We start from the raw sequence: 20,787 nt of genomic DNA on the forward strand, positions 1-20,787 counted from the left end.
CTGCCGAATGATTTCAGCCGTTGGAGATGCCCGTGGGTATGATGAAGACCGAAGCCAGCCTCGATGAAAAGGCGATTGTCGCCGCCGCCGAGAAGGCGCTCTCCGATATCGCCGCCATCCGCGGACAAGTCTCGAAGGTAATCTTCGGTCAGGAAAGCGTCGTCGAGAACACCATTCTTGCCGTGCTCTCCGGCGGCCATGCCCTGCTGGTCGGCGTCCCCGGCCTTGCCAAGACCAGACTGGTGACGACGCTCGGCGAAGTGCTCGGCCTTGCCGCCAACCGCATCCAGTTCACGCCGGATCTGATGCCCTCGGATATTCTCGGGTCCGAGGTGATGGACCAGGACGACAGTGGACGCCGCTCTTTCCGCTTCGTCAAGGGCCCCGTTTTCGCCCAACTGCTGATGGCCGACGAGATCAACCGCGCCTCGCCGCGTACCCAGTCGGCCCTTCTGCAATCCATGCAGGAATATCACATCACCATCGCCGGCCAGCGCTATGACCTGCCGGCGCCGTTCCATGTGCTCGCCACCCAGAACCCGCTCGAGCAGGAAGGCACCTATCCGCTCCCCGAAGCCCAGCTCGACCGTTTCCTGCTGCAGGTCGACGTCAACTATCCCGAACTCGCCGCCGAACGCCAGATCCTGCTGGAGACGACAGGCTTGGGCGAAACCCGGCCGGAGGCCGTCATCGACGCGCAGCGGCTGATCGAAATCCAGACGCTGGTGCGGCAGATGCCGGTGAGCGACACGGTCGTCGATGCCATCCTGGCGCTGGTGCGTTCCGCCCGTCCCGGACAGGGCAATGCCTCGACCGACAAGAACGTTGCCTGGGGTCCCGGCCCTCGCGCCGGCCAGGCGATGATGCTCTGCGCGCGCGCCAGGGCGCTCTACGAAGGCCGCCTTGCCCCCTCGCTCGACGATATATTCGCGCTCGCCGAACCCATTCTCCAGCACCGTATGGCCCTGACTTTCGCCGCCCGCGCCGAGGGCATGTCGGTGCGCGATGTCATCGCCGGACTGGTCAAGCAGGCAAAGGGATAAGGAAGCCGGACGCGTGGCATCTATCGGACAGATCGTCAACCCGACGTCAGGCAGCGATGCCCTTTCCCGCGCCAGGCAGCGGGCCGCCCTGGTGCCGGACTGCCTGGTGGAAGCCAAGCGCATCGCCAATACGGTGATCGCCGGCTGGCATGGCCGCCGCAAACGCGGCATCGGCGAAAATTTCTGGCAGTTCCGTCCCTATGCCGAGGGCGAGAGCCTGTCGCGCATCGATTGGCGCCGCTCCGCCCGCGACGACCATACTTATGTGCGCGAACGCGAATGGGAGGCAGCCCACACGATCTGGCTCTGGTGCGACATGTCGCCTTCGATGATGTACAAGTCGAGCTACGGCAACGTCTCCAAGGAAAGCCGCGCGCTGGTCGTCATGCTGGCACTGGCCGAAATCCTCGCCCGCTCCGGCGAGCGCATCGGCTGCCCCGGCATCATGGAACCCGCCTCCGCCCGCAACGCCGCCGAACGCCTCGCAGCCGCGCTCATGCACACGCCGCTAACCGGCGGCCTGCCGGAAACCGCGATGATCCGCGGCTGGAGCGACCTCGTCCTGATCGGCGATTTCCTCGACGATGCGGCGGCGATCATGGAACGCCTCGGCCCGCTTGCCCGCCGCGGCCTGCGCGGCCATGTGGTCGAGATAGCAGATCCCGCCGAGGAGATATTCCCCTATAGCGGCCGCACCGAATTCACCGATCCGGAGACCGGCGCCAAGCTCGTCTCCGGCCGCGCCGAACACATCCGCGAGGCCTATCGCAACGCCTACCTCGCCCGCAGGGACAGCCTCGGACAATCGCTGCGCCATCTCGGCTGGACCTTCGCGAGCCACCGCACCGATCACCTTGCGTCGGAGGCACTGGTCGCGGTGCATATGTATCTGTCCGGCATGCCGGCCAAGGCAACGCACGGAGGGCAGCTATGAGCGCCCTTCCCTTCGCTTTCGCCTTTCCCGCCATTCTCGGCGCGCTCGTTGCGCTGCCCGTCATCTGGTGGCTGCTGCGGCTGACGCCGCCACGTCCGAAGAGCGAGGTCTTCCCGCCGCTGAAGATCCTCGCATCGGTGCTGAAGCGCGAGGAGACGCCGGCGCAAAGCCCGTGGTGGCTGACGCTGCTGCGCATGCTGCTCGCCGCCGTCGTCATCCTTGCGATCGCCGATCCGGTTTTCAATCCACGCACCAGTTCGCTCGCATCCGGCGGCCCGCTCGTCCTCTTCGTCGACAACAGCTGGGCGGCGGCACCTGATTGGGACCGCCGCATCCAGACCGCCGACGCGTTGATAGACGATGCCGAATCCGCCGGCATGCCCGTATCGATCGCCTTCACTGCCGATCCGACCAACGACGCCGTTCCAGGCACCGCCGCAAGCGCCCGCGACAAGCTGCGCGCCGCCGAGCCGCGACCGCTGGTACCGGACCGTGAGCGCGCCTTCCAGGCGCTGCGCGCCGCGCTGAACGGCATCAAGCCGGGCACCCTCGCCTTTCTGACCGACGGCGCCGCCACCAAGGCCGACGACGCCACGGTGCGCAGGCTCGCCGAACTCCAGCCCGCCGATCTCCGCCTGATCGAGGGCGACGCCGCACGGACGGTCGCGATCACCGCGGCCAACAATGCGGCTGATGCCATGACCGTCAAGGTCACACGCCTCAACACCTCGCATGCCGCATCCGTGGCGCTGAACGCCGTCGATAACCAGGGCCGCTCGATCGCCAATGGCAGGGTGGATTTCCGTCCCGGCCAGAGCGTTGCGACGAGTTCGATCACCGCACCTTTCGAGATGCGCAACGATTTCGCCCGCGTCAGCGTTGATAACGGCGCGACGGCAGGCGCGGTCCACCTTCTCGACGACGCATTCAAGCGCCGCCGTGTCGTCTTGCTGTCAGGTGAAGGAGGGGATGAGTTCCAGCCGCTGCTCTCGCCGCTCTATTATATCCAGCGGGCGCTGCAGCCCTATGCGGATCTGATCCAACCCAGCGATTCCGATCTTTCGGTGGCAATACCGAAACTTCTCGCCAGCAATCCCTCCATCATCATCATGGCCGATATCGGCCGGCTGCCGGAGGAGACCTACGAACCTTTGACCCGCTGGATATCGAATGGCGGTATGCTCCTGCGTTTTGCCGGCCCGCGCATGGCGGCAGCGCCTGCGGACGATCCGCTGATCCCTGTCATCCTGCGCCAGGGAGAACGGGCGCTGGGCGGCACATTGTCATGGAGCGAGCCGCAGTCGCTTGCCGAATTTCCGAGTTTCGGGCCTTTTGCCGGCATAACGCGTCCCGCCGATGTCGTCGTCAAGCGCCAGGTGCTGGCTGAACCGACGCCTGATCTTGCCGAACGCACCTGGGCGAGCCTGGCCGACGGCACGCCGCTCGTCACGATGAAGCAACTCGCATCCGGCCAGATCGTCCTGTTTCATGTCACGGCGGAAGCGACCTGGTCCGATCTGCCGATCTCAGGCACTTTCGTCGACATGCTGCGACACCTCCTGCAGATATCGCGCTCGGGCGGCGTGACGTCGGAGGCGCGCGGCAATGCGCGTGTCTCAGAGACGCTGCCGCCGTTCCGCATGCTGACCGCCAAGGGCACGCTTGTCTCCGAGACGGGTTCGGCGCGGCCCCTCATTCCACCGGCCGGAGCCGAGCCGACGGCGAATTTCGACAACCCGCCCGGGCTCTACGGTTCGGAAGATGGTTTCACCTCACTGAACGTCCTGCCCGAGAATGCCGAACTGATGCCGCTCGACACAACGGGGACCAATGCCGTGCGCGAAGGCCTGATCGGCGGCGAGAGCTGGTCAGCAAAGCCCGCGCTCTTTCTTACAGCTTTCCTGCTGCTCCTGGCCGATAGCCTCGTCGTCCTCTTCATGAATGGCGCGTTCTCGCGCTCGCGCCCGGCGGTCCGCACAGCGGCGATGATCGCCATTGCGCTCAGTGCCGGCTTTCTCATGCAATCCGGCACGCTTCACGCCGACGACTCCCAGCCCGGCGACGACCTCATCCTGCAGAGGCTGGATAACACCCACCTCGCCTATGTCGTCACCGGTGAACAGGACGTGGACAATATATCCGAGCGCGGCCTCGAGGGCCTCACCCAGTTCCTGACATTCCGCACGACGCTGGAGCCGGCGCCGCCGGTGGGTATCGACCCCACCAAGGACGAACTCTCCTTCTACCCGATCATCTACTGGCCGGTTTCGGCGACGGCGCCGATGCCGTCGACGGCGGCGATCAGCCGCATCGACGCCTATATGCGCAATGGCGGCACCGTGCTTTTCGATACGCGCGACCAGATCAGCGCATTGGACAATGGCGGCAATGTCAGCGCCAACGGTCAAAGGCTGCAGCAAATCCTCGGCAATCTCGACATTCCGCCGCTCGAGCCGGTACCGTCAGATCACGTGCTGACGAAATCCTTCTATCTCCTCTCGAGCTTTCCCGGTCGTTACACCGGCAGCCCCCTCTGGATCGAGGCCCGGCAGGGCGGCCGCGAAGCGACCGAAAAATCGGCGGCGACAGCCGACGGCGTTTCGCCGATCCTGATCACCGGCAATGATTTCGCCGGTGCCTGGGCAATCGACGACAACGGCATACCGATACTGCCGACCGTGCCGTCGGATGAAACGCAGCGCGAATATGCCTATCGTTCCGGCGTCAACATCATGATGTACATGCTGACCGGCAACTACAAGACCGACCAGGTCCATGTTCCCGACCTTCTCGAACGGTTAGGACAATGAGATGACCTTCGACTTTTCACCCTTCCTGCCTTGGCCGGTTCTGGCCGCACTGGCTGCCGTCAGCGCCATCATCGCCGGCTTGGCAATCTGGCGCGGCATTCGCGGCGCCTGGATCCGGACGCTGGCAGCGCTCGCCATGCTCACTGCCCTTGCCAATCCTGTGCTGCTGCAGGAGGACCGGGATCAGCTGTCGACCATCGTCCCGGTTCTCGTTGATCGAAGCCAGAGCCAGCAGACGCCCGATCGCGTCAAGACGACCGACGATGCGCTTGCGGCCTTGAAGGGACAGCTCGCCCGCTTTCCCCAGATAGAACCCCGCTTCGTCGATGTCGAAGGCGACGTCAATTCCGACGTGCCGTCGACCCGGCTGTTCGACGCGCTGTCGGCCAATATCGCCGATGTCCCGCCCGCCCGTATCGGCGGCGCCATCATGCTGACAGACGGCGAAGTCCATGATGTTCCGGCCGCCAATCAGGCGCTCGGTTTCGACGCGCCGATCCACGGCCTCATCACCGGCAAAGCCAACGAATTCGATCGCCGCATCGAAGTCATCAAGGGGCCGCGCTTCGGCATCGTCAACGAGGAGCAGCAGGTCGTTCTGCGCGTCTTCGACGACGGCCCGAGCCCCGGCGGCACGGCCAATGTCACCGTGAAGCTGAACGGTGATGAGATCGCCACCCTGCAGGCGACGCCCGGCCAGGATACGCCCTTCTCCTTCAAGGTGCCGGCCGGCGGCAGCAACGTGCTCGAATTCTCGGTCGCAGCCCTTCCCGGTGAAGTCACCACCGCCAACAACCGCGCCGTCCATGTCATCGACGGCATCCGCCAGAATCTCCGCGTCCTTCTCGTCTCCGGCGAACCGCATGCCGGCGAGCGCGCCTGGCGCAACCTCTTGAAATCCGACGCCTCGGTCGATCTCGTCCACTTCACCATCCTGCGTCCGCCGGAAAAGCAGGACGGCACGCCGATCAACGAGCTGTCGCTGATCGCCTTCCCGACGCGCGAGCTCTTCGTCGACAAGATCAAGGATTTCGACCTGATCATCTTCGACCGCTACCAGCACCGCGGCGTGCTGCCCCTGCTCTATTACGATTACATCGCGCAATATGTCGACAATGGCGGCGCGCTGCTGATCGCCGCCGGCCCCGAGCACGCCGGTCCCGATTCCATCGCCCTGACGCCGCTGTCCTCGGTCCTGCCGGCAACGCCCACCGGAGAGATGATCGAAAAAGCCTTCTATCCCCGGCTCTCCGAGGAAGGCCGCAAACATCCCGTCACGCGCGGCCTTGATGGTTCGGGCGAGGATCCGCCGCATTGGGGCCGCTGGTTCCGCAGCGTCGATGTCGACCGGCCGCAGGGCGAGACGATCATGCTCGGCGCCGACAACCATCCTTTGCTGGTGCTGAACCGCGCCGGCCAGGGCCGCGTGGCCATGCTGCTTTCCGATCAGGGCTGGCTCTGGGCGCGCGGCTTCGAAGGCGGCGGTCCGAACGTTTCGCTCTATCGCCGTATCGCCCATTGGCTGATGAAGGAGCCGGCGCTCGAGGAAGAAGCGCTGACGGCGCGCGCCTCCGGCCGGACTCTTGAAGTCACGCGCCAGACGATCGGCGACAATCCCGGGAACGCCACCGTGCGTTATCCCTCCGGCAAGACCGAAACCCTGCCGCTCACCCAATCCGAACCCGGGCTCTACAAGGCCGAGAAGCGGATGGACGAAATCGGCCTCTTCGAAATCCGCAACGGCAAGCTCTCGACGCTTGTCCATATCGGCGCCGTCGACGCACCGGAATTTAAGGCAATGATCTCGACGACCGATGTGCTGAAGCCGGTCGCCGATAGAAGCAAGGGTCTCGTGACCCGCATTGCCAATGAAAATGGCAGGATCAGCATGCCGCCGATCCTGCCGGTGCGCGGCCAGGTGCGCGTCGCCGACAATGATCGCATGATGATCCGCATGACCAGCGAGACGGTTTTGAAGGGCATAAACACGCTGCCGCTCTTTGCCGGTTTTGCCGGCGTCGGCATTCTGCTCTTCGCCTTCGGCGCCATGTGGTGGCGCGAAGGGCGGTAATCTCATGCCGGAATTCGAGCTCACCGCCGCGCCCTCGCCGGAAGAACTCGCGGCGATTACCGATGCGCTCTCGGCCTTCAACACTGGCGATGTCGGCCCGTCCGATCGCCGGACGCTCGCCGTCCTCATCCGCGACACCGACGGCAAGGTGACCGGCGGTCTTTCGGGCTTTACCGCCTGGGGCTGGCTCTTCACCCAGATGCTCTATATCCCCGATACGCTGCGCGGCACCGGTCTTGCCGGCAAGCTCCTGAGCAAAGCGGAAGAAGAGGCGAGAGCCCGGGGCTGCCGCGGCGCCTGGATCGACACCTTCAGCCCGCAGGCGCTGCGCGCCTATCTGCGTCAGGGTTATGAGGTCTTCGGAGAGCTTCAGGACTTCCCGGAAGGCCGCACGCGCAGCTTCCTCCGCAAAAACCTCTGATCATCCGTGCCAGGCGATGATGCCCTTCAGCCGCTCGTGCACACCCGCGGCGATCGGAACGACGAGCACGCGGCCGGGATCGACGGGGCCTGGAAACGACAGCGCGTTGTAGGCGACCTTCTCGAAGCCGAGCGGGCCGTAATAGGGCGGATCGCCGACCAGGATGACGGCTTCCGAGCCCTTGCGTCTCGCCGCCTCCACCGCGATCCGCACCAGTTCCCGGCCGATGCCCTTATTCTTGTGCGAGGGGCGGACGGCGAGCGGGCCGAGCAGATGGCCCTTCACGGAGCCCGCCAGCACCGGCGTCATTCGCACGGAAGCGATCGTCTCGCCATTATCGGTGCAGATGAAGGAGAGCGACAAATCATGCGGCCCCTGCTCGCGGATACGCGCGGCAGCGCGGGTGAAGCGGCCGGGACCGAAGGCTTCTTCGTTGATGTGTTCGATGGCGGCGTCATGAGACGCGTCTTCGGTGAGGTAGACGAGATCGTGCTTGTACATGATGACAGAAACCGGATGGACAGATTGATGGGTCTCGAACACGCCTTGGGCGTTCGGGAGCATCAGCGTCGTCGCGGGTTTCTGGAAATGAACATCAGGCAGGGATCCCAAAATCGTGAAAAGGCCGATAGCAGGAAAACTTTCGGCCGTCCAACGCAAAATGCACTGTCAGCTGACCGACGTGACGCACTGTTCAATCTTTACCGCCTGCAAAGCCCCGCTATCTCGGATATCTTCCAGCCAACACGCAACCGAGGGCCAGTGCCAGGGGCCAGGCCAACCAAGGGAATTAAGATCATGGGAATGCTGGTGGACGGCGTCTGGCATGACATCTGGTACGACACGAAGGAGAGCAAGGGTCAATTCAAACGGCAGCCCTCGCAGTTCCGCAACTGGGTGACATCGGACGGTGAAGCCGGCCCTTCCGGCAGCGGCGGCTTCAAGGCCGAGGCCGGGCGTTACCATCTTTACGTCTCGCTTGCCTGCCCCTGGGCGCATCGCACGCTGATCTTCCGCAAACTGAAGAAGCTGGAAGAGCTGATTTCGGTGTCGGTCGTCGACCCGCTGATGGTCGAAAACGGCTGGGAGTTCAAAGTCGGCGACGGCGCCACCGGCGACCAGCTCTTCGGCGCGACCACGCTCTGGCAGATCTATGTCAGGGCCGATCCGCACTATTCCGGCCGCGTGACTGTTCCCGTCCTCTGGGACAAGAAGATCGGCACGATCGTCAACAACGAATCCGCAGAGATCATCCGCATGTTCAACAGCGCCTTCGACGGGCTGACCGGCGCGAAGAGCGATTTTTATCCCGAGGATCTCCGCGCCGAAATCGATGCGCTGAACGCCACCGTCTACGACAGCGTCAACAACGGTGTCTACAAAGCGGGCTTTGCCACCACCCAGGAAGCTTATGAGGAAAATGTCGGCAAGCTGTTCGAAACCCTCGATATGCTCGACGAGCGTTTGGGCAAGGGCCGCTACCTCTTCGGCAACAGAGTAACCGAGGCCGACTGGCGCCTGTTCACCACGCTGGTGCGCTTCGACCCCGTCTATGTCGGCCATTTCAAGTGCAACATCCGCCGTATCGCCGATTACCGCAACCTGCCCGGCTATTTGAGAGATCTCTACCAGACGGCCGGCGTCGCCGAGACGGTGAACCTCACGCACATCAAGCAGCACTATTACCGCAGCCACAAGACGATCAATCCGACAGGCATCGTCCCCGTCGGCCCGGCGCTCGATCTCGATAGCCCGCACGGCCGCGCCAAACTTGCCGCGGCTTAACCTCTCACCAGCGGTGGTCAGGCTCCTGCTCGCCCCGAAGCTCGGCGAGGCGGCGATGCGTTGCCCGGGTCGTGCCCTCGGGCAGGCTGTCGAGCGAGAAGAAGCCGCTGTCGGATATCTCCCAGTCCGGCGGGCGCGGCGCCGTCTGTTCGACTCTCGCCCGGTAGAACACGACATGGTCGCGCCGTGTGGTCGTGGTGTTGAAATAGACTTGGACCAGTTGCGGTTTGCCGATGATCCTGAGATTGCCCTCTTCGCGCAGTTCCTTGGCGAGCGCTTCTTCGACCGTCTCGTTGCGTTCCAGCCCGCCGCCCGGCATATGCCAGCCACCGACATAGCTGTGACGCACGAGGAAAATCCGCCCTTCCGCGTCGAAGCAGGCAGCCCTGACACCCATGGTCATGCCGCGGGCGAAGGAGAAATAGACATGCAGGAGGCGCAAGGCCAGCCTGATGTGAGGGGGCCGCTTCTCTTTATCCACCATCGTTCCGTTTCAGCCCTTCATCGCACCGGATGTGTTTGATTTGTCAATAAGCTGGTCTATGTCTCGTAGCATGTTCAAGCTCGCGCATATTTCCGACGTCCACCTCGGGCCGTTGCCCCGCCTTTCCATCCAGGAGTTGTTTTCAAAACGCATAACGGGCTTTGTGAACTGGCATCGAAATCGACGCAAGCACCTTTTCGGCAGCACGCTGGATCTGCTGCTCGACGATATCCGCGCCCATCAGGCCGATCATCTGGCCGTCACCGGCGACCTTGTCAATCTGGCGAGCGGCATTGAGATTCGCGCCGCCGCCGTCTGGCTGCGTGAACTCGGCGACCCCGCCAACACCTCGGTGGTTCCCGGCAATCACGATGCCTACGTGCCCGGCGCCTACGAGAAGTCGATGCGCGCCTGGTACGATTATGTCCGCGGCGATCTTTCCCCGCCGCAATGGCAGGAGGATCGCCACATCTTCCCTTATCTGCGCATCCGCGACAAGGTCGCCATCGTCGGCTGCTCGACGGCGGTCGCCACGCCTCCCTTTGCCGCCTCCGGCTTCTTCGGCGCGCGCCAGGCCCGCGATACTGTCAACATGCTGCGCGCGGCCGGCGAAGCCGGTCTCTTCCGCGTCGTCATGATCCATCATCCGCCGATCCGCGGCGCCACCAACTTCTACAAGCGCATGATCGGCATTCGCCGCTTCGCCGCGGTGATTTCGACCGGCGGCGCCGAGCTCGTGCTGCACGGGCATACGCACCTCAATACGCTGCACTGGCTGCGCGGCCAGGTGCAGCCGGTGCCCGTCGTCGGCATCGCCTCGGCCTCGCAGGGACCGGGCAGCATCAAGCCGCCCGCCGCCTACAACCTCTTCTCCATCGACGGTTCGCCCGGCGCCTGGGAGCTCAGCGGCCAGCGCTTCAGCCTCAACCGGACCGGCGACGCAGTAATGCCGGAAAGCGCCGATATTTTCGCGCGTTAGCGCCGGCTCCGGAGACCTTTCATCCAGCACTTGAATCGATCTGCGAGGACGTCGGGCCATCGCCGCAACAATTGCCATGGAGGCCGCTTACCCTCTTGGTATTTTTGGCGGTAAGCGTACAATCCGAGCAACAGCATCGCCTCAGAACGGAGCCCACCCATGACGTCTTCCTTCCGTCACCTGTCCACACTTTCGCTCGCCGCCGGCTTCGCCTTCGGCATTGCCACGTCCGCTTTTGCGGTCGGCGGCGGCAATGATGACACGAATCCGCCGCCGAAGACCGAGACGACCAAGACCTGCACCGGCGGCAAGGTTTGGGACAAGGCCAAGAAGGAATGCGTCAACCCGAAGAAGAGCAGCTTCAACGACGACGATCTCTTCAAATTCGCCCGGGAGTTTGCCTATGCCGGTCAGTATGAGAACGCCATCACCGTGCTCAATCTCGCCCGCAACCAGAACGACCCGCGCATCCTGAACTATCTCGGCTACGCCAACCGCAAGGCCGGCCGCATGGAACTCGGCATGTCTTACTACCGCAAGGCGCTGCAGGCGGACGAAAACTACATTCTCGCCCGCTCCTACATGGGCATGGCGCTGGTGGAACAGGGAGATATCCAGGGAGCCCGCGTCCAACTCGTCGAAATCCGCGATCGCGGCGGCGAAGGAACATGGGCCTATCGCGCTCTGCTGCAGAGCTTGAATGGCTACAAGACATATTGACGCAAGTTTTGTGGGCCACAATACGAAAATCCCTTGAGAAAGGGGGATGAAGACCGCCGGATGCTTGCGAAGTGCAGGAGACTTGTTTCATAAAGCACATGCATCGTCGGCGGCGATAAGGCCGGCTTCGCGCCCGACGGCGAACCCTTCGTCCGCGAAACCATTGTGAATGCTTCTTGGATAGACAATGCGTCAACCCGCAACGACCATCGATCTCCGGCGTGATCTCGTCGGCCTTCTGCCCCGCCTTCGCCGCTTCGCGATCACGCTCGCGGGTGAGGCTGCCGTGGCCGACGAACTCGTTCAGGCCGTCTGTCAGCGCGCCATCGCCAAGGGGCATCAATGGAGCGGTGAAGGCCGGCTGGAAAGCTGGATCTATACGCTTGCCCGCCAGCAATGGACCGACGACAGCCGCAAGCGCAAGCCGAAGGCTTCCGTCCGCGGCAACGTCACCGATATCAGAGAGGCCGCGCGCGAACGCTCGGCTGCGGTCGATCCCGACGCCATCCATCGCATGATCGCCGATATGCCGGATGGCCTGTCCAGCATGTTCCTGCTCGTCGACGTCGAAGGCCACAGCTATCAGCAGGCGGCCGACATCATGGGCACGCCGGTGGCAAATGTCGTCTCGCAGCTCGCGACGGCAAGGCTGCATTTTGCCGGGCTTGCCAGCACCCACCCGATTCACAGGTATTGAATTTGCTCGATCTCAGGAAATTGCCGCTCGAAGCCCAGCTCACCGCCCTTCTCGATGGCGAAGTCTCGCCCGAACAGCGCCACGAGCTGGAGCAGCGCCTGGCAGACGACGAGAACGCGCGCCGGCTGCATGAGAAGCTGCGCCACGGCGCTGATTTCGGCCGCCGTCGCTTCGACGACATCCTGAAGGAACCGGTGCCCCTCGCCCTCGTCCGCTCGATCAAGAGCACGCAGCCGCCGAAGACGCCGATCGCCCAGCGCGCCACGCGCCCGCACGTGAAACTGGCGCCGAGCGGCCCGCAGGCGCTGGCCGCCGCGCTCATCCTCTTCGCCGTCGGTTGCGGCATCGGCTATTTCGTCGGCACCAGCCCGGATGCCGACGAAATCGCCACCACGACCGCCGCCACCGCGCCTGTTAACACCAGCGACTGGCTGGGCGATGTCACCGCCTATCAGCGCCTGCTGATCCGTCAGCCCCGGCATCTCGTCGAAGTGCCCGCCTCGCAGGCCGAGGAAATCTCCAGCTGGCTGACGACCGTGATCGGCGTGCCTTTCCGCGTGCCCGATCTTTCCGCCGAATCCTGGACTTTCCAGGGTGCCCGCGTCATTCTCGGCGACAGCCGCCCTGTCGGCCAGCTCGTCTATTCCAATGCCGACGGCGACGTCATCTCCATCTGTTTCCGCAAGGACGCACAGCCACCGGAGACCGACGACTTCAAGGAAACGATCAAGGACGAGATAGGCCTCGTCACCTGGCACAATGCCGGCACCTCCTACGTGCTTGCCGGCCCCTCCGCCGAAGCGGCACTCGGCCAGCTCGCCATGAAAATTGCCACGGCGATTTGATTCCGCCTTATATGCCGCAGCGTTTCGCTCTTGAAGGACTGTAGTGGAACGAGGCCAAATCGGCTTGCTCCCTCTTCTCCCCAGCGGGGAGAAGGTGGCCAGCAGGGGCGGATGGGGGCCACACGGCACGCCTTTATTGCTCTTGCTGAGTGAAGACGCAACGAAGCAACCTAATCCTCAGGCCGCGCCGCACCAATACGATCGCGGCCTGAGTCCTTTTGAGATCAGGCCTTGCCGGCCCTCACCTCGAGCACGCGGTTGGCTGCCGAGACGATCGCTTCCAGCGAGGCCGCGACGATATTAGTGTTGATACCGGCGCCGAAGAGCTTGCCGCCAGGATAGGAGGTCTCGACATAGGAGATCGCCGCAGCGTTCGAGCCGTGCTGCAGCGAATGCTCGGAATAGTCCTCGACCGACATCTCGATACCGAGATAATGCGACAGCGCGTTGATGAAGCCGTCGATCGGGCCGTTGCCGCGCCCTTCGATGCGCTTGATCTCGCCATTGTCGGTAATCTCGGCGGCTACGATCCGCTGACCCTTGCGTTCAGTATCGGGATAGGTGTGGTGATCGACGAATTTCAGGCGCGCGCTCGGCTGCGTCACGTAGCACTCGATGAAACGGTCGTGAATCCGCTTCGAGGGAAGCTCCTTGCCCTCGACATCGGTAATGCGCTGAATGTCCTCGCGGAACTCGACCTGCAGGTTGCGCGGCAGGTTGAGCCCGTAGTCCTGCTGCAGAATATAGGCGATGCCACCCTTGCCGGACTGCGAGTTGATGCGGATGATCGCCTCATAGGAGCGACCGACGTCGCGCGGGTCGATCGGCAGATACGGGACCTCCCAAACGGGATGGTTGGCGACCTGGGCCGCCTTCATGCCCTTGTTGATCGCATCCTGATGCGAACCGGAGAAGGCGGTATAGACCAGCTCGCCGACGTAAGGATGACGCTCGGAAATCGCCATCTGGTTCGAATATTCGAACACTTCTTTGATGCGCTCGATATTCGAGCAATCAATCTCGGGATCGACCCCTTGCGTGAACATGTTCAGCGCCATCGTCACCATGTCGACATTGCCGGTGCGCTCGCCATTGCCGAACAGCGTGCCTTCGACGCGGTCGGCGCCGGCCAGCAAGGCCAGCTCGGCGGCGGCGATACCGGTGCCGCGGTCGTTATGCGGATGCAGGGAAATGATCAGGTTCTCGCGATTGTCAAGGTTGCGGCACATCCATTCGATCTGGTCGGCATAGACATTCGGCGTCGCCATCTCGACGGTGGACGGCAGATTGATGATCAGCTTGTTATCGGCCGTCGGCTTGACGACCTCGATGACGCCATTGCAGATTTCCAGCGCCACTTCGAGTTCCGTGCCGGTGAAGCTTTCCGGCGAATATTCGAAACGGTAGCCGCCGCCGGCCTTGACGGCCATGTCGGTAATCATCTTGGCGGCATCGACGGCGATCTGCTTGATGCCCTGCACATCCTTGGCGAAAACGACGCGGCGCTGCAGCTCGCTGGTCGAGTTGTAGAAATGCACGATCGGCCGGTTTGCGCCTTCCAGCGCTTCGAAGGTGCGGGTGATGAGTTCCGGGCGGCACTGCACCAGCACCTGCAGGGAGACGTCGGCGGGCACATTGCCCTCTTCCACGCACCAGCGGGCAAAATCGAAGTCGGTCTGCGAAGCCGAGGGGAAGCCGATCTCGATTTCCTTGAAGCCCATCTCCAGCAGCAGCTGGAACATGCGGGCCTTACGGTCGTGGCCCATAGGGTCGACCAGCGCCTGGTTGCCGTCGCGCAGGTCGACCGAGCACCAGACCGGCGCCTTGGTGATGGTCTTCGTCGGCCAGGTGCGGTCGGGTATATTCACCTGCGGATAGGGCCGGTATTTCACCGCCGCATCGGGCATGCCTTTTACAACGCTTCTGGAGGATTGCGTCTTCGCGTCCATTGTCTTGTCTCCTCGTCCCGGCATTTGCCCGCTCTTAGCCGATCACATCGGGCTTGGCGATAAACAAATGCGGACCTTCGTCGGTCGTTAGGTCAATTTTGAAAGTGAGTCGCGAGGAGCGATTGCCGGGCGGGCTTTCGGCCGCCGGGCGCTCCTCAAAGGACCCGGCAACCGCGCGTAAGGCCGAGGAGAAGAAGCGAGGTCAGGGCGCGCGAGCTGTCACGCAGGGCGATGCGGCCGCGTGCAATCGTCTCGGAAATCTTGGCGCCATTGGTCTTCATGGCCGCGCTTATAACCTTGGGCGGTGGAACTGGCAAGCCCTCGCGGCGCGGCGACTTTCCGTCACGTCGACTGAGACCGCTGTTTCACCATCTTCACCAGTTGCGACAGCGCGAGCATCAGGCCGCCGGCGATCAACCCCCAGAAGGCGCCTGAGATGCCGCCGAAGGAAATGCCGGAAGCGGTGACGAGGAAGGTGATTGCCGCGGCCTCGCGCGATTCCGGCGCCTGGAAGGCCGACATTGCCGAGGACGAGAAGGCGCCGACCAGCGCCAGTCCCGCCACCGCCTCGATCAGGATGGGAGGCGCCAAGGCGACGAAGGCCGTCACCGCGCCGGCCAGCAAGCCGAGGACGATATAACCGACACCGGCGATCAGCGATGCCCAGTAGCGGCGCTTCGGATCGGCATGGGCATCTTGGCCCGCGCACATCGCCGCAGTGATCGCCGCTAGATTGACGGCGTGGCCGCCGAACGGCGCCGACAGCAGCGAAAAGAAGCCGGTGACGGCAAAGAGCGGGCCGGGCTTCGGATCGTAGTGATTGACCTTCAGCACCGCGATGCCGGGAATGTTCTGCGAGGCCATGGTGACGATGAAGAGCGGCAGCGCGATCGACACGAGACCGGCAAGGTTGAACACCGGCCGGACGATTTCAGCCGTCGGCACCAACGATCGCTCGAGCGAGGCGAAGGCGCCGTCGGGAATATCGACGCCGAAGGCAAGCACCAGCACGAAAGCCGCGAGTGCTGCCGGCACCGCCCAAAGCCGCTTGAAGGCGCCGACGACGATCCAGGCGACAACGATCGGCAGCCCGAACAGCGGATTGAAGCCGATTGCCTTCACCGGCGCGAAGCAGAGGCCGATCAGCACGCCGGAAAGCATCGCATTGGCAAGCGGTGCGGGAATGGCGGCAACCGCCCGGCCAAGCGGCTTGAACAGCCCGGCGACGACGATCAGCACGGCACAGATCAGGAATGCCCCGACCGCCGCATTGAAGCCGCCCTCGATCGCCCCGGTGCTTGCCAGCAGCGCCGCACCCGGCGTCGACCAAGCGATACTGATCGGCAATCGCGTCACGGCGCTGAGCACGATCGCGCAGACGCCCATGGAGATCGACAATGCCATCAGCCCGGACGCCGCCTGCGCATCCGTCGCGCCGACTGCCTCGAGCCCGTGCAGCACGACGGCGAAGGAACTGGCGGAGCCGACGAAGGCGGTCAGCAGCCCCATGAACAGGGCCTGGACGGAAAAATCTTTGAGCATGGCAGGACTCGCGGCTGCGGAATGGCGCATGGAGCATGAGGATTGCCGCGCGTGCAAGTCCGGATTCAGCCCTTTCCGTTCAGCGCCCGCGTCATCAGATCGGCCGGCCTTTCCATGCCGACCAAAACAAAACGCCCTCGCCTGCGGTCAGCGGGCAAGGGCGGTTCTTGGCAGCTTCGGCTGAGAAAACTCAGATATCGGCCTGCGAGGTCACGACCCGCGAAACCAGGCCGTAGTCCTTCGCCTCTTCGGCCGACAGCCAGTAGTCGCGATCCGTATCCTTGGCGATCTTGTCGAGCGGCTGGCCGGTGGCCTCCGCCATGATCCTGTTCAGGCGCTCGTTCATCTTGATGATCTCGCGCGCCTGGATCTCGATGTCGGATGCCATACCGCGCGTGCCGCCGGAGGGCTGGTGCAGCAGGAAGCGGGTGTTCGGCAGGCAGAGGCGCCGCTCCTTCGGAGTGGCGACATAGATCAGCGCGCCGGCCGAGGCGACCCAGCCCGTGCCGATCATCCAGACCTTCGGCTTGATGAACTTGATCATGTCATGGATGGAATCGCCGGATTCGACATGGCCGCCGGGCGAATTGACATAGATGCGGATGTCGTCGTCGCTGGCCGCGGCAAGCGCCACGAGCTGCGAGCAGACCTTCTGCGCCAATTCCTGATTGATCGGTCCGTAGATGAAGATCGAACGCGACTTGAAAAGATTCGCCTCCGTTTCCTTGCCGAGCGGCAGTTCCTTCGTCTTGTCGTCCTGGTCTTCGTCGTTCATTCGAACCTCTTGGAGATGAATTCGGGTTCCTCGCACATAGTGCGACTCAATGCCTAAAACAATGCGGGAAAAACACAAGGCACCGAAGCGATGCAGATATCCTTAAGAAGCCGCGCGCCGTTCTGCAAGCCTTACTGAAATGTAACGGTGAAAGGCTTTGAAAAGCCTGAATCGGTTCCTACCTCATCGCTCAAGCGGCAAACGCTATATAAGATCAACAGGAGGCAGGATATGTCACCGGAAGAACGCCAATTATTGACCGCCCTCTTCGACCGCGTACGCACCGCTGCGGCCCAGCCGCGCGACCGCGACGCCGAAGCCCTGATTGACCAGGCAACGCGCGAGCAACCTTCCGCCACCTATTATCTGGCCCAGGCCGTCATCGTTCAGGAAAAAGGGCTGGAGGCGGCCGCCAACCATATCAAGGAACTCGATGAGCGTGTCCGCCAGCTGGAAGCCGGCGCCAGTGAACACCGCCAGGCCGAACAGGGCGGCGGCTTCCTGAGCTCGATCTTCGGCAATACGCAGACGCAGCAGCCCGCGCCTGTCCCCTCCAACCCCGGCCCCTGGGGCCAGCCCTCCCGCGGCTATGACGATTCCCGCGGCTACGACCGCGACGTCCGGCAGATGCCGCAGCAGCCGAGCGGCCCCTGGAGCCAGCAGGCCCCTGCGCCATCGGCCGGCGGCAGCTTCCTGCGCGGCGCGCTCGGCACGGCGGCGGGCGTTGCCGGCGGCATGCTGCTGGCCAATTCGCTGAGCGGCATCTTCGGTAACCACATGTCCTCGCTCGGCTGGGGCTCGCCCTTCGGCGCCAACCCCTTCGGCAACGCCAGCGCGCCGACCGAGGAAACCGTCATCAACAATTTTTATGGCAATGACGACCGCCGCCAGGCTTCGGACAACGCCGCCGATGACAAGGACGACGCCAACGTGCAGCAGGCCGACTACGACGATAACGACGATTATTCCGATGATTCGTCCGGCGACGACGTCACGGATGTTTGAGGTGTAATAGCCGGAGAATGGGCGGCAGTTTGCATTCAGTTGCCGCGCCGTTGCCCGGCCCTTCGCTAAGGCTCAGGGCGTTCGCCACTGCAATCGATCCACCGGATCGATTGCTGCCGCCTTTGGCGGCACCGTGGCTCACCCACGTCCGCGATAGGTGGCAACGCCCTGCTCCGGCAGCCACACACCTTCCGGTGGCTTGCCCGTCTGCCAGAAGACGTCGATCGGAATGCCGCCGCGCGGATACCAGTAGGCGCCGATTCTGAGCCATTTGGGGTCAAGCAGCTCGACGATGCGCTTGGCGATGTAGACCGAGCAATCCTCGTGGAAGGCGCCGTGGTTGCGGAAGGAGTGCAGGAAGAGCTTCAGCGACTTCGATTCCACCAGCCATTCGCCCGGAATGTAATCGATGACGATATGGGCGAAATCCGGCTGCCCGGTCATCGGGCAGAGCGACGTGAATTCCGGCGCGGTGAAGCGCACCACGTAATCGGTGCCGGCATGATTGGACGGCACTTTTTCAAGCACCGCCTCCTCAGGCGATTTGGCGGTTTCGGTTTGCTGGCCCAGCATCGACAGGCTGGAAACATCGGTATTCGGCATCATGCCTCCTTGACGACTTTGACACGGATTCCATGGGCTTTTTCGCCCTCGGGCTCCACATGAATGGCGATTTTGGCGCCCTCATGCACCGCCCTGATGGCATCCTCAAGGCGGTCGCATATATCATGCGCCTGCCGCACGGACATAGCTTCCGGCACCACCATGTGAAAATCGATGAAGGTGACGGTGCCGGCCCGCCTCGTCTTGAGGTCATGCACGCCGATCGAGCCCGCCGCATGGGTGGCGATCGCCTCCTTGATCGCCTCCTCCTCCTGCGGCTCGACCGCCTGGTCCATCAGCCCGCCGATCGATTGCGAGATCACTTTCCAGCCCTGATAGAGGATGTTGACCGCAACGAGGATGGCAAGCACCGGATCGAAGATCGCATAACCCGTCGCCAGCGCCAGCAACAGGCCTATTAGCACGCCGACGGAGGTCACCACATCGGACATGATATGTTGACCGTCGGCTGCGAGCGCCGCCGAGCGGTATTTGCGTCCGGTCCGGATCAACAGCCGCGCCCAGACCGCATTGATGGCACCGGCCGCCAAGTTGATCGCAAGGCCGAGCCCCGGCGCATCGAGCATGCGCGGCTCGGCGAGATAACCGACAGCCTCGTTGACGATCAGCAGGGCGGCGACGACGATCAGCACGCCCTCGGTGACGGCAGACAGATATTCCGCCTTGTGATGGCCGAAAGGATGGTCGTGATCGGCCGGCTTCTGCGCGTAACGGATGACGAAGAAGGCGATGAAGGCGGCAACGACGTTGACCGTCGATTCAAGCCCGTCCGACAGCAGCGCCACCGAGCCGGTGACCCACCAGGCCACCATCTTCAGTCCCATCACGCCGAGCGACAGCGGAATTCCCCACATCGCCAGCTTCCGAACCGTAAGATCGCCGTTGTCACTCATATCGTTCCCCTGCGGTTGCGAATGAATTGCAGCTTTTCAGCCGTGCAAACGCAAAACCGCCCACGCGAATGTCGCGCAGGCGGTTCAGTTGAGGGTGATATGGGCGATGACGCAGGATTTGTCAAAGGGAATGACGCGCTGTTCACAGGCCTCGCCATCCTCAGTCGGAGCCAGGCCCGCCGCGTGATCCCGGGCGCCAGCCATAGCCCGGCTCAGGAAGCTGGGGCGGAAAGCCCAGCTTGCGGCCACCGCAACAGGGCAGCCTGCCCCGCCGGTGTCAGAGCGTAGATGCCCTTTTCCACGCGCTCGAACCATCCGTAGACATTGTCGCGCAGGATCGGCCCGGCTTTGGGGGCAAGCATCTTCATCTCCCGCGGCCGCTTCAGTCCCTGCTCGAGTGCCGAAGCACAGAGCAGCGCCTGCTGACGGTAGGCGGTCATGATCGGCGCCCGCGAACCGCCGCCGACGGCCGGATCGCCACGGCGGCGCTGATGCTCCCTGACGAGGCGCGTCCGCCGCTTCGGATTGGTACGCGGCATCGGCGAGACGGACCTGACGATGACGCTGACCTCGCCGCCGTCGGAGACACCGAGCATGCCGATACCGAGCCGCCGGCAGAGATCGCGATAGCGCCGGTCGGCCTCCCGCCCGCGCCCCTTGGCCGAAACGCGGGCCGCGATCCAGACTTCATCGCTCATAGCGGCGCGGTCGACCGCCTGGAGAAGCAGTTCGAGGTTGAAGGAAAGTTTCAGTTCGCAGACCACCACGACCGGCGGCTCGCCCTCGCTCAGGCCGACGAGATCGCATCCGCCGACCTCGCCCTTCACGACATAGCCAGCCGCCTCCAAGAAGGTTTTGACCGGCAGGTAAAGCGACGTCTCCATGGTAAAAACGGCGCCTCAGGCGGCGTTGAGATCGGCAATCTCGCCATATCGGGCAAGCAGTCGCGGCGAGGACATGTCGCCGGTTTCCTCGTCGACGATCACGGCATAGGCCGCCACGCCGACGAACCGCTCAGCCATCGCCGAAGCGATCTTTTCCGCACTGACGGAATTCGACGCCTGGCGCATTTCGCCGGGCACGAGATTGCCGCGATTCTTGCGGTAAGGGAGCACGATGAACTTTTCAGCATTGGCCACGGCGATGGGTTCCGATTGATCGTTCCTGAAATGTTCTGATTTGCCTGATAAAGTCAACCTCGGAATACTCG

General features: G+C 63.4%; 21 protein-coding genes. 11 read left to right on the forward strand and 10 right to left on the reverse strand.

Annotated elements, in window-relative coordinates; genetic code table 11:
- Window positions 1-32: 32 nt before the first annotated feature.
- The 5 genes from PO860_RS14525 to PO860_RS14545 are packed head-to-tail and all read left to right on the forward strand — an operon-like array spanning window position 33 to window position 7,279.
- The gene (locus tag PO860_RS14525) at window positions 33-1,043 is read left to right on the forward strand and encodes an AAA family ATPase (RefSeq protein ID WP_097620252.1); all 1,011 of its coding nucleotides are present in this window, start codon (window positions 33-35) and stop codon (window positions 1,041-1,043) included.
- A gap of 13 nt (window positions 1,044-1,056) precedes the next feature.
- Window positions 1,057-1,977: a DUF58 domain-containing protein gene (locus tag PO860_RS14530; RefSeq protein WP_183608016.1), complete on the forward strand. Its 921-nt coding sequence runs from the start codon at window positions 1,057-1,059 to the stop codon at window positions 1,975-1,977.
- Window positions 1,974-4,787 carry a DUF4159 domain-containing protein gene (locus tag PO860_RS14535; protein ID WP_273884318.1) on the forward strand — a complete coding sequence of 938 codons (2,814 nt, stop codon included), beginning with the start codon at window positions 1,974-1,976 and terminating at the stop codon, window positions 4,785-4,787. Before PO860_RS14530 ends, PO860_RS14535 begins: the two co-directional genes overlap by 4 nt.
- A 1-nt stretch (window position 4,788) precedes the next feature.
- Window positions 4,789-6,858: a hypothetical protein gene (locus PO860_RS14540; RefSeq protein ID WP_183608014.1), complete on the forward strand. Its 2,070-nt coding sequence runs from the start codon at window positions 4,789-4,791 to the stop codon at window positions 6,856-6,858.
- Window positions 6,859-6,862: 4 nt separating this feature from the next.
- Window positions 6,863-7,279 (forward strand): GNAT family N-acetyltransferase, encoded by a 417-nt coding sequence (locus tag PO860_RS14545; RefSeq protein WP_183608013.1) that lies wholly within the window; start codon window positions 6,863-6,865, stop codon window positions 7,277-7,279.
- Here PO860_RS14545 and PO860_RS14550 read toward each other — a convergent pair whose 3' ends face one another.
- Window positions 7,280-7,843, reverse strand: coding sequence for a GNAT family N-acetyltransferase (locus tag PO860_RS14550; protein WP_183608012.1), 564 nt, complete (start codon window positions 7,841-7,843; stop codon window positions 7,280-7,282).
- Between the two features lie 234 nt (window positions 7,844-8,077).
- Between PO860_RS14550 and PO860_RS14555 the strand changes: the two genes are divergently transcribed.
- The gene (locus tag PO860_RS14555) at window positions 8,078-9,064 is read left to right on the forward strand and encodes a glutathione S-transferase family protein (protein WP_272781935.1); all 987 of its coding nucleotides are present in this window, start codon (window positions 8,078-8,080) and stop codon (window positions 9,062-9,064) included.
- Between the two features lie 4 nt (window positions 9,065-9,068).
- Here PO860_RS14555 and PO860_RS14560 read toward each other — a convergent pair whose 3' ends face one another.
- The gene (locus PO860_RS14560) at window positions 9,069-9,548 is read right to left on the reverse strand and encodes an NUDIX domain-containing protein (RefSeq protein WP_273884319.1); all 480 of its coding nucleotides are present in this window, start codon (window positions 9,546-9,548) and stop codon (window positions 9,069-9,071) included.
- A 70-nt stretch (window positions 9,549-9,618) separates the two neighbouring features.
- Between PO860_RS14560 and PO860_RS14565 the strand changes: the two genes are divergently transcribed.
- From PO860_RS14565 to PO860_RS14580, 4 genes are all read left to right on the forward strand, one after another.
- Window positions 9,619-10,527 carry a metallophosphoesterase family protein gene (locus PO860_RS14565; protein WP_273884362.1) on the forward strand — a complete coding sequence of 303 codons (909 nt, stop codon included), beginning with the start codon at window positions 9,619-9,621 and terminating at the stop codon, window positions 10,525-10,527.
- A 159-nt stretch (window positions 10,528-10,686) separates the two neighbouring features.
- Window positions 10,687-11,247 (forward strand): tetratricopeptide repeat protein, encoded by a 561-nt coding sequence (locus PO860_RS14570; RefSeq protein WP_183608009.1) that lies wholly within the window; start codon window positions 10,687-10,689, stop codon window positions 11,245-11,247.
- 187 nt (window positions 11,248-11,434) lie between these two features.
- Window positions 11,435-11,944 (forward strand): RNA polymerase sigma factor, encoded by a 510-nt coding sequence (locus tag PO860_RS14575; protein WP_183608008.1) that lies wholly within the window; start codon window positions 11,435-11,437, stop codon window positions 11,942-11,944.
- Between the two features lie 2 nt (window positions 11,945-11,946).
- Window positions 11,947-12,789, forward strand: a complete 843-nt coding sequence (locus tag PO860_RS14580) for an anti-sigma factor family protein (protein ID WP_273881183.1) — start codon at window positions 11,947-11,949, stop codon at window positions 12,787-12,789.
- A gap of 224 nt (window positions 12,790-13,013) precedes the next feature.
- On the opposite strand, the gene leuA is transcribed toward PO860_RS14580, so the two are convergent.
- The 4 genes from leuA to PO860_RS14600 form a co-directional block, all read right to left on the reverse strand.
- Window positions 13,014-14,738 carry a 2-isopropylmalate synthase gene (gene leuA, locus PO860_RS14585; RefSeq protein ID WP_183608006.1) on the reverse strand — a complete coding sequence of 575 codons (1,725 nt, stop codon included), beginning with the start codon at window positions 14,736-14,738 and terminating at the stop codon, window positions 13,014-13,016.
- Window positions 14,739-14,893: 155 nt separating this feature from the next.
- On the reverse strand, window positions 14,894-15,019 hold the full coding sequence (locus PO860_RS14590) for a hypothetical protein (RefSeq protein ID WP_272781933.1): 126 nt from the start codon (window positions 15,017-15,019) through the stop codon (window positions 14,894-14,896).
- A gap of 61 nt (window positions 15,020-15,080) precedes the next feature.
- Window positions 15,081-16,310 carry a benzoate/H(+) symporter BenE family transporter gene (locus PO860_RS14595; RefSeq protein WP_183608005.1) on the reverse strand — a complete coding sequence of 410 codons (1,230 nt, stop codon included), beginning with the start codon at window positions 16,308-16,310 and terminating at the stop codon, window positions 15,081-15,083.
- 160 nt (window positions 16,311-16,470) lie between these two features.
- Window positions 16,471-17,055, reverse strand: coding sequence for an ATP-dependent Clp protease proteolytic subunit (locus tag PO860_RS14600; RefSeq protein WP_183608004.1), 585 nt, complete (start codon window positions 17,053-17,055; stop codon window positions 16,471-16,473).
- 231 nt (window positions 17,056-17,286) lie between these two features.
- Between PO860_RS14600 and PO860_RS14605 the strand changes: the two genes are divergently transcribed.
- The gene (locus PO860_RS14605; protein WP_273884320.1) at window positions 17,287-18,060 is read left to right on the forward strand and encodes a DUF2076 domain-containing protein; all 774 of its coding nucleotides are present in this window, start codon (window positions 17,287-17,289) and stop codon (window positions 18,058-18,060) included.
- A gap of 138 nt (window positions 18,061-18,198) precedes the next feature.
- Here PO860_RS14605 and queF read toward each other — a convergent pair whose 3' ends face one another.
- From queF to PO860_RS14625, 4 genes are all read right to left on the reverse strand, one after another.
- Window positions 18,199-18,663, reverse strand: coding sequence for a preQ(1) synthase (gene queF, locus PO860_RS14610; RefSeq protein ID WP_183608002.1), 465 nt, complete (start codon window positions 18,661-18,663; stop codon window positions 18,199-18,201).
- On the reverse strand, window positions 18,663-19,577 hold the full coding sequence (gene emfA, locus PO860_RS14615; protein WP_183608001.1) for a CDF family cation efflux transporter EmfA: 915 nt from the start codon (window positions 19,575-19,577) through the stop codon (window positions 18,663-18,665). Before emfA ends, queF begins: the two co-directional genes overlap by 1 nt.
- Before the next feature lie 212 nt (window positions 19,578-19,789).
- On the reverse strand, window positions 19,790-20,461 hold the full coding sequence (locus tag PO860_RS14620) for a DUF2161 domain-containing phosphodiesterase (protein ID WP_273884321.1): 672 nt from the start codon (window positions 20,459-20,461) through the stop codon (window positions 19,790-19,792).
- Between the two features lie 15 nt (window positions 20,462-20,476).
- Complete coding sequence (locus PO860_RS14625) at window positions 20,477-20,716, reverse strand: hypothetical protein (protein WP_003561395.1); 240 nt, start codon at window positions 20,714-20,716, stop codon at window positions 20,477-20,479.
- Between the last annotated feature and the right edge of the window lie 71 nt (window positions 20,717-20,787).

This window comes from Rhizobium binxianense (genome assembly GCF_028994275.1).
GTDB lineage: Bacteria > Pseudomonadota > Alphaproteobacteria > Rhizobiales > Rhizobiaceae > Rhizobium > Rhizobium binxianense.

Bases quoted from the DNA above. Each gene is read 5' to 3' on its own strand.
- PO860_RS14620 (WP_273884321.1), bottom strand. From the start codon at position 20,461: ATGGAGACGTCGCTTTACCTGCCGGTCAAAACCTTCTTGGAGGCGGCT.
- PO860_RS14545 (WP_183608013.1), top strand. From the start codon at position 6,863: ATGCCGGAATTCGAGCTCACCGCCGCGCCCTCGCCGGAAGAACTCGCG.
- PO860_RS14540 (WP_183608014.1), top strand. From the start codon at position 4,789: ATGACCTTCGACTTTTCACCCTTCCTGCCTTGGCCGGTTCTGGCCGCA.
- PO860_RS14570 (WP_183608009.1), top strand. From the start codon at position 10,687: ATGACGTCTTCCTTCCGTCACCTGTCCACACTTTCGCTCGCCGCCGGC.
- PO860_RS14600 (WP_183608004.1), bottom strand. From the start codon at position 17,055: ATGAACGACGAAGACCAGGACGACAAGACGAAGGAACTGCCGCTCGGC.
- PO860_RS14575 (WP_183608008.1), top strand. From the start codon at position 11,435: ATGCGTCAACCCGCAACGACCATCGATCTCCGGCGTGATCTCGTCGGC.
- PO860_RS14535 (WP_273884318.1), top strand. From the start codon at position 1,974: ATGAGCGCCCTTCCCTTCGCTTTCGCCTTTCCCGCCATTCTCGGCGCG.
- PO860_RS14590 (WP_272781933.1), bottom strand. From the start codon at position 15,019: ATGAAGACCAATGGCGCCAAGATTTCCGAGACGATTGCACGCGGCCGC.
- PO860_RS14605 (WP_273884320.1), top strand. From the start codon at position 17,287: ATGTCACCGGAAGAACGCCAATTATTGACCGCCCTCTTCGACCGCGTA.
- PO860_RS14555 (WP_272781935.1), top strand. From the start codon at position 8,078: ATGGGAATGCTGGTGGACGGCGTCTGGCATGACATCTGGTACGACACG.
- PO860_RS14550 (WP_183608012.1), bottom strand. From the start codon at position 7,843: ATGCTCCCGAACGCCCAAGGCGTGTTCGAGACCCATCAATCTGTCCAT.
- PO860_RS14595 (WP_183608005.1), bottom strand. From the start codon at position 16,310: ATGCGCCATTCCGCAGCCGCGAGTCCTGCCATGCTCAAAGATTTTTCC.
- PO860_RS14565 (WP_273884362.1), top strand. From the start codon at position 9,619: ATGTTCAAGCTCGCGCATATTTCCGACGTCCACCTCGGGCCGTTGCCC.
- PO860_RS14560 (WP_273884319.1), bottom strand. From the start codon at position 9,548: ATGGTGGATAAAGAGAAGCGGCCCCCTCACATCAGGCTGGCCTTGCGC.
- emfA (WP_183608001.1), bottom strand. From the start codon at position 19,577: ATGAGTGACAACGGCGATCTTACGGTTCGGAAGCTGGCGATGTGGGGA.
- queF (WP_183608002.1), bottom strand. From the start codon at position 18,663: ATGCCGAATACCGATGTTTCCAGCCTGTCGATGCTGGGCCAGCAAACC.
- leuA (WP_183608006.1), bottom strand. From the start codon at position 14,738: ATGGACGCGAAGACGCAATCCTCCAGAAGCGTTGTAAAAGGCATGCCC.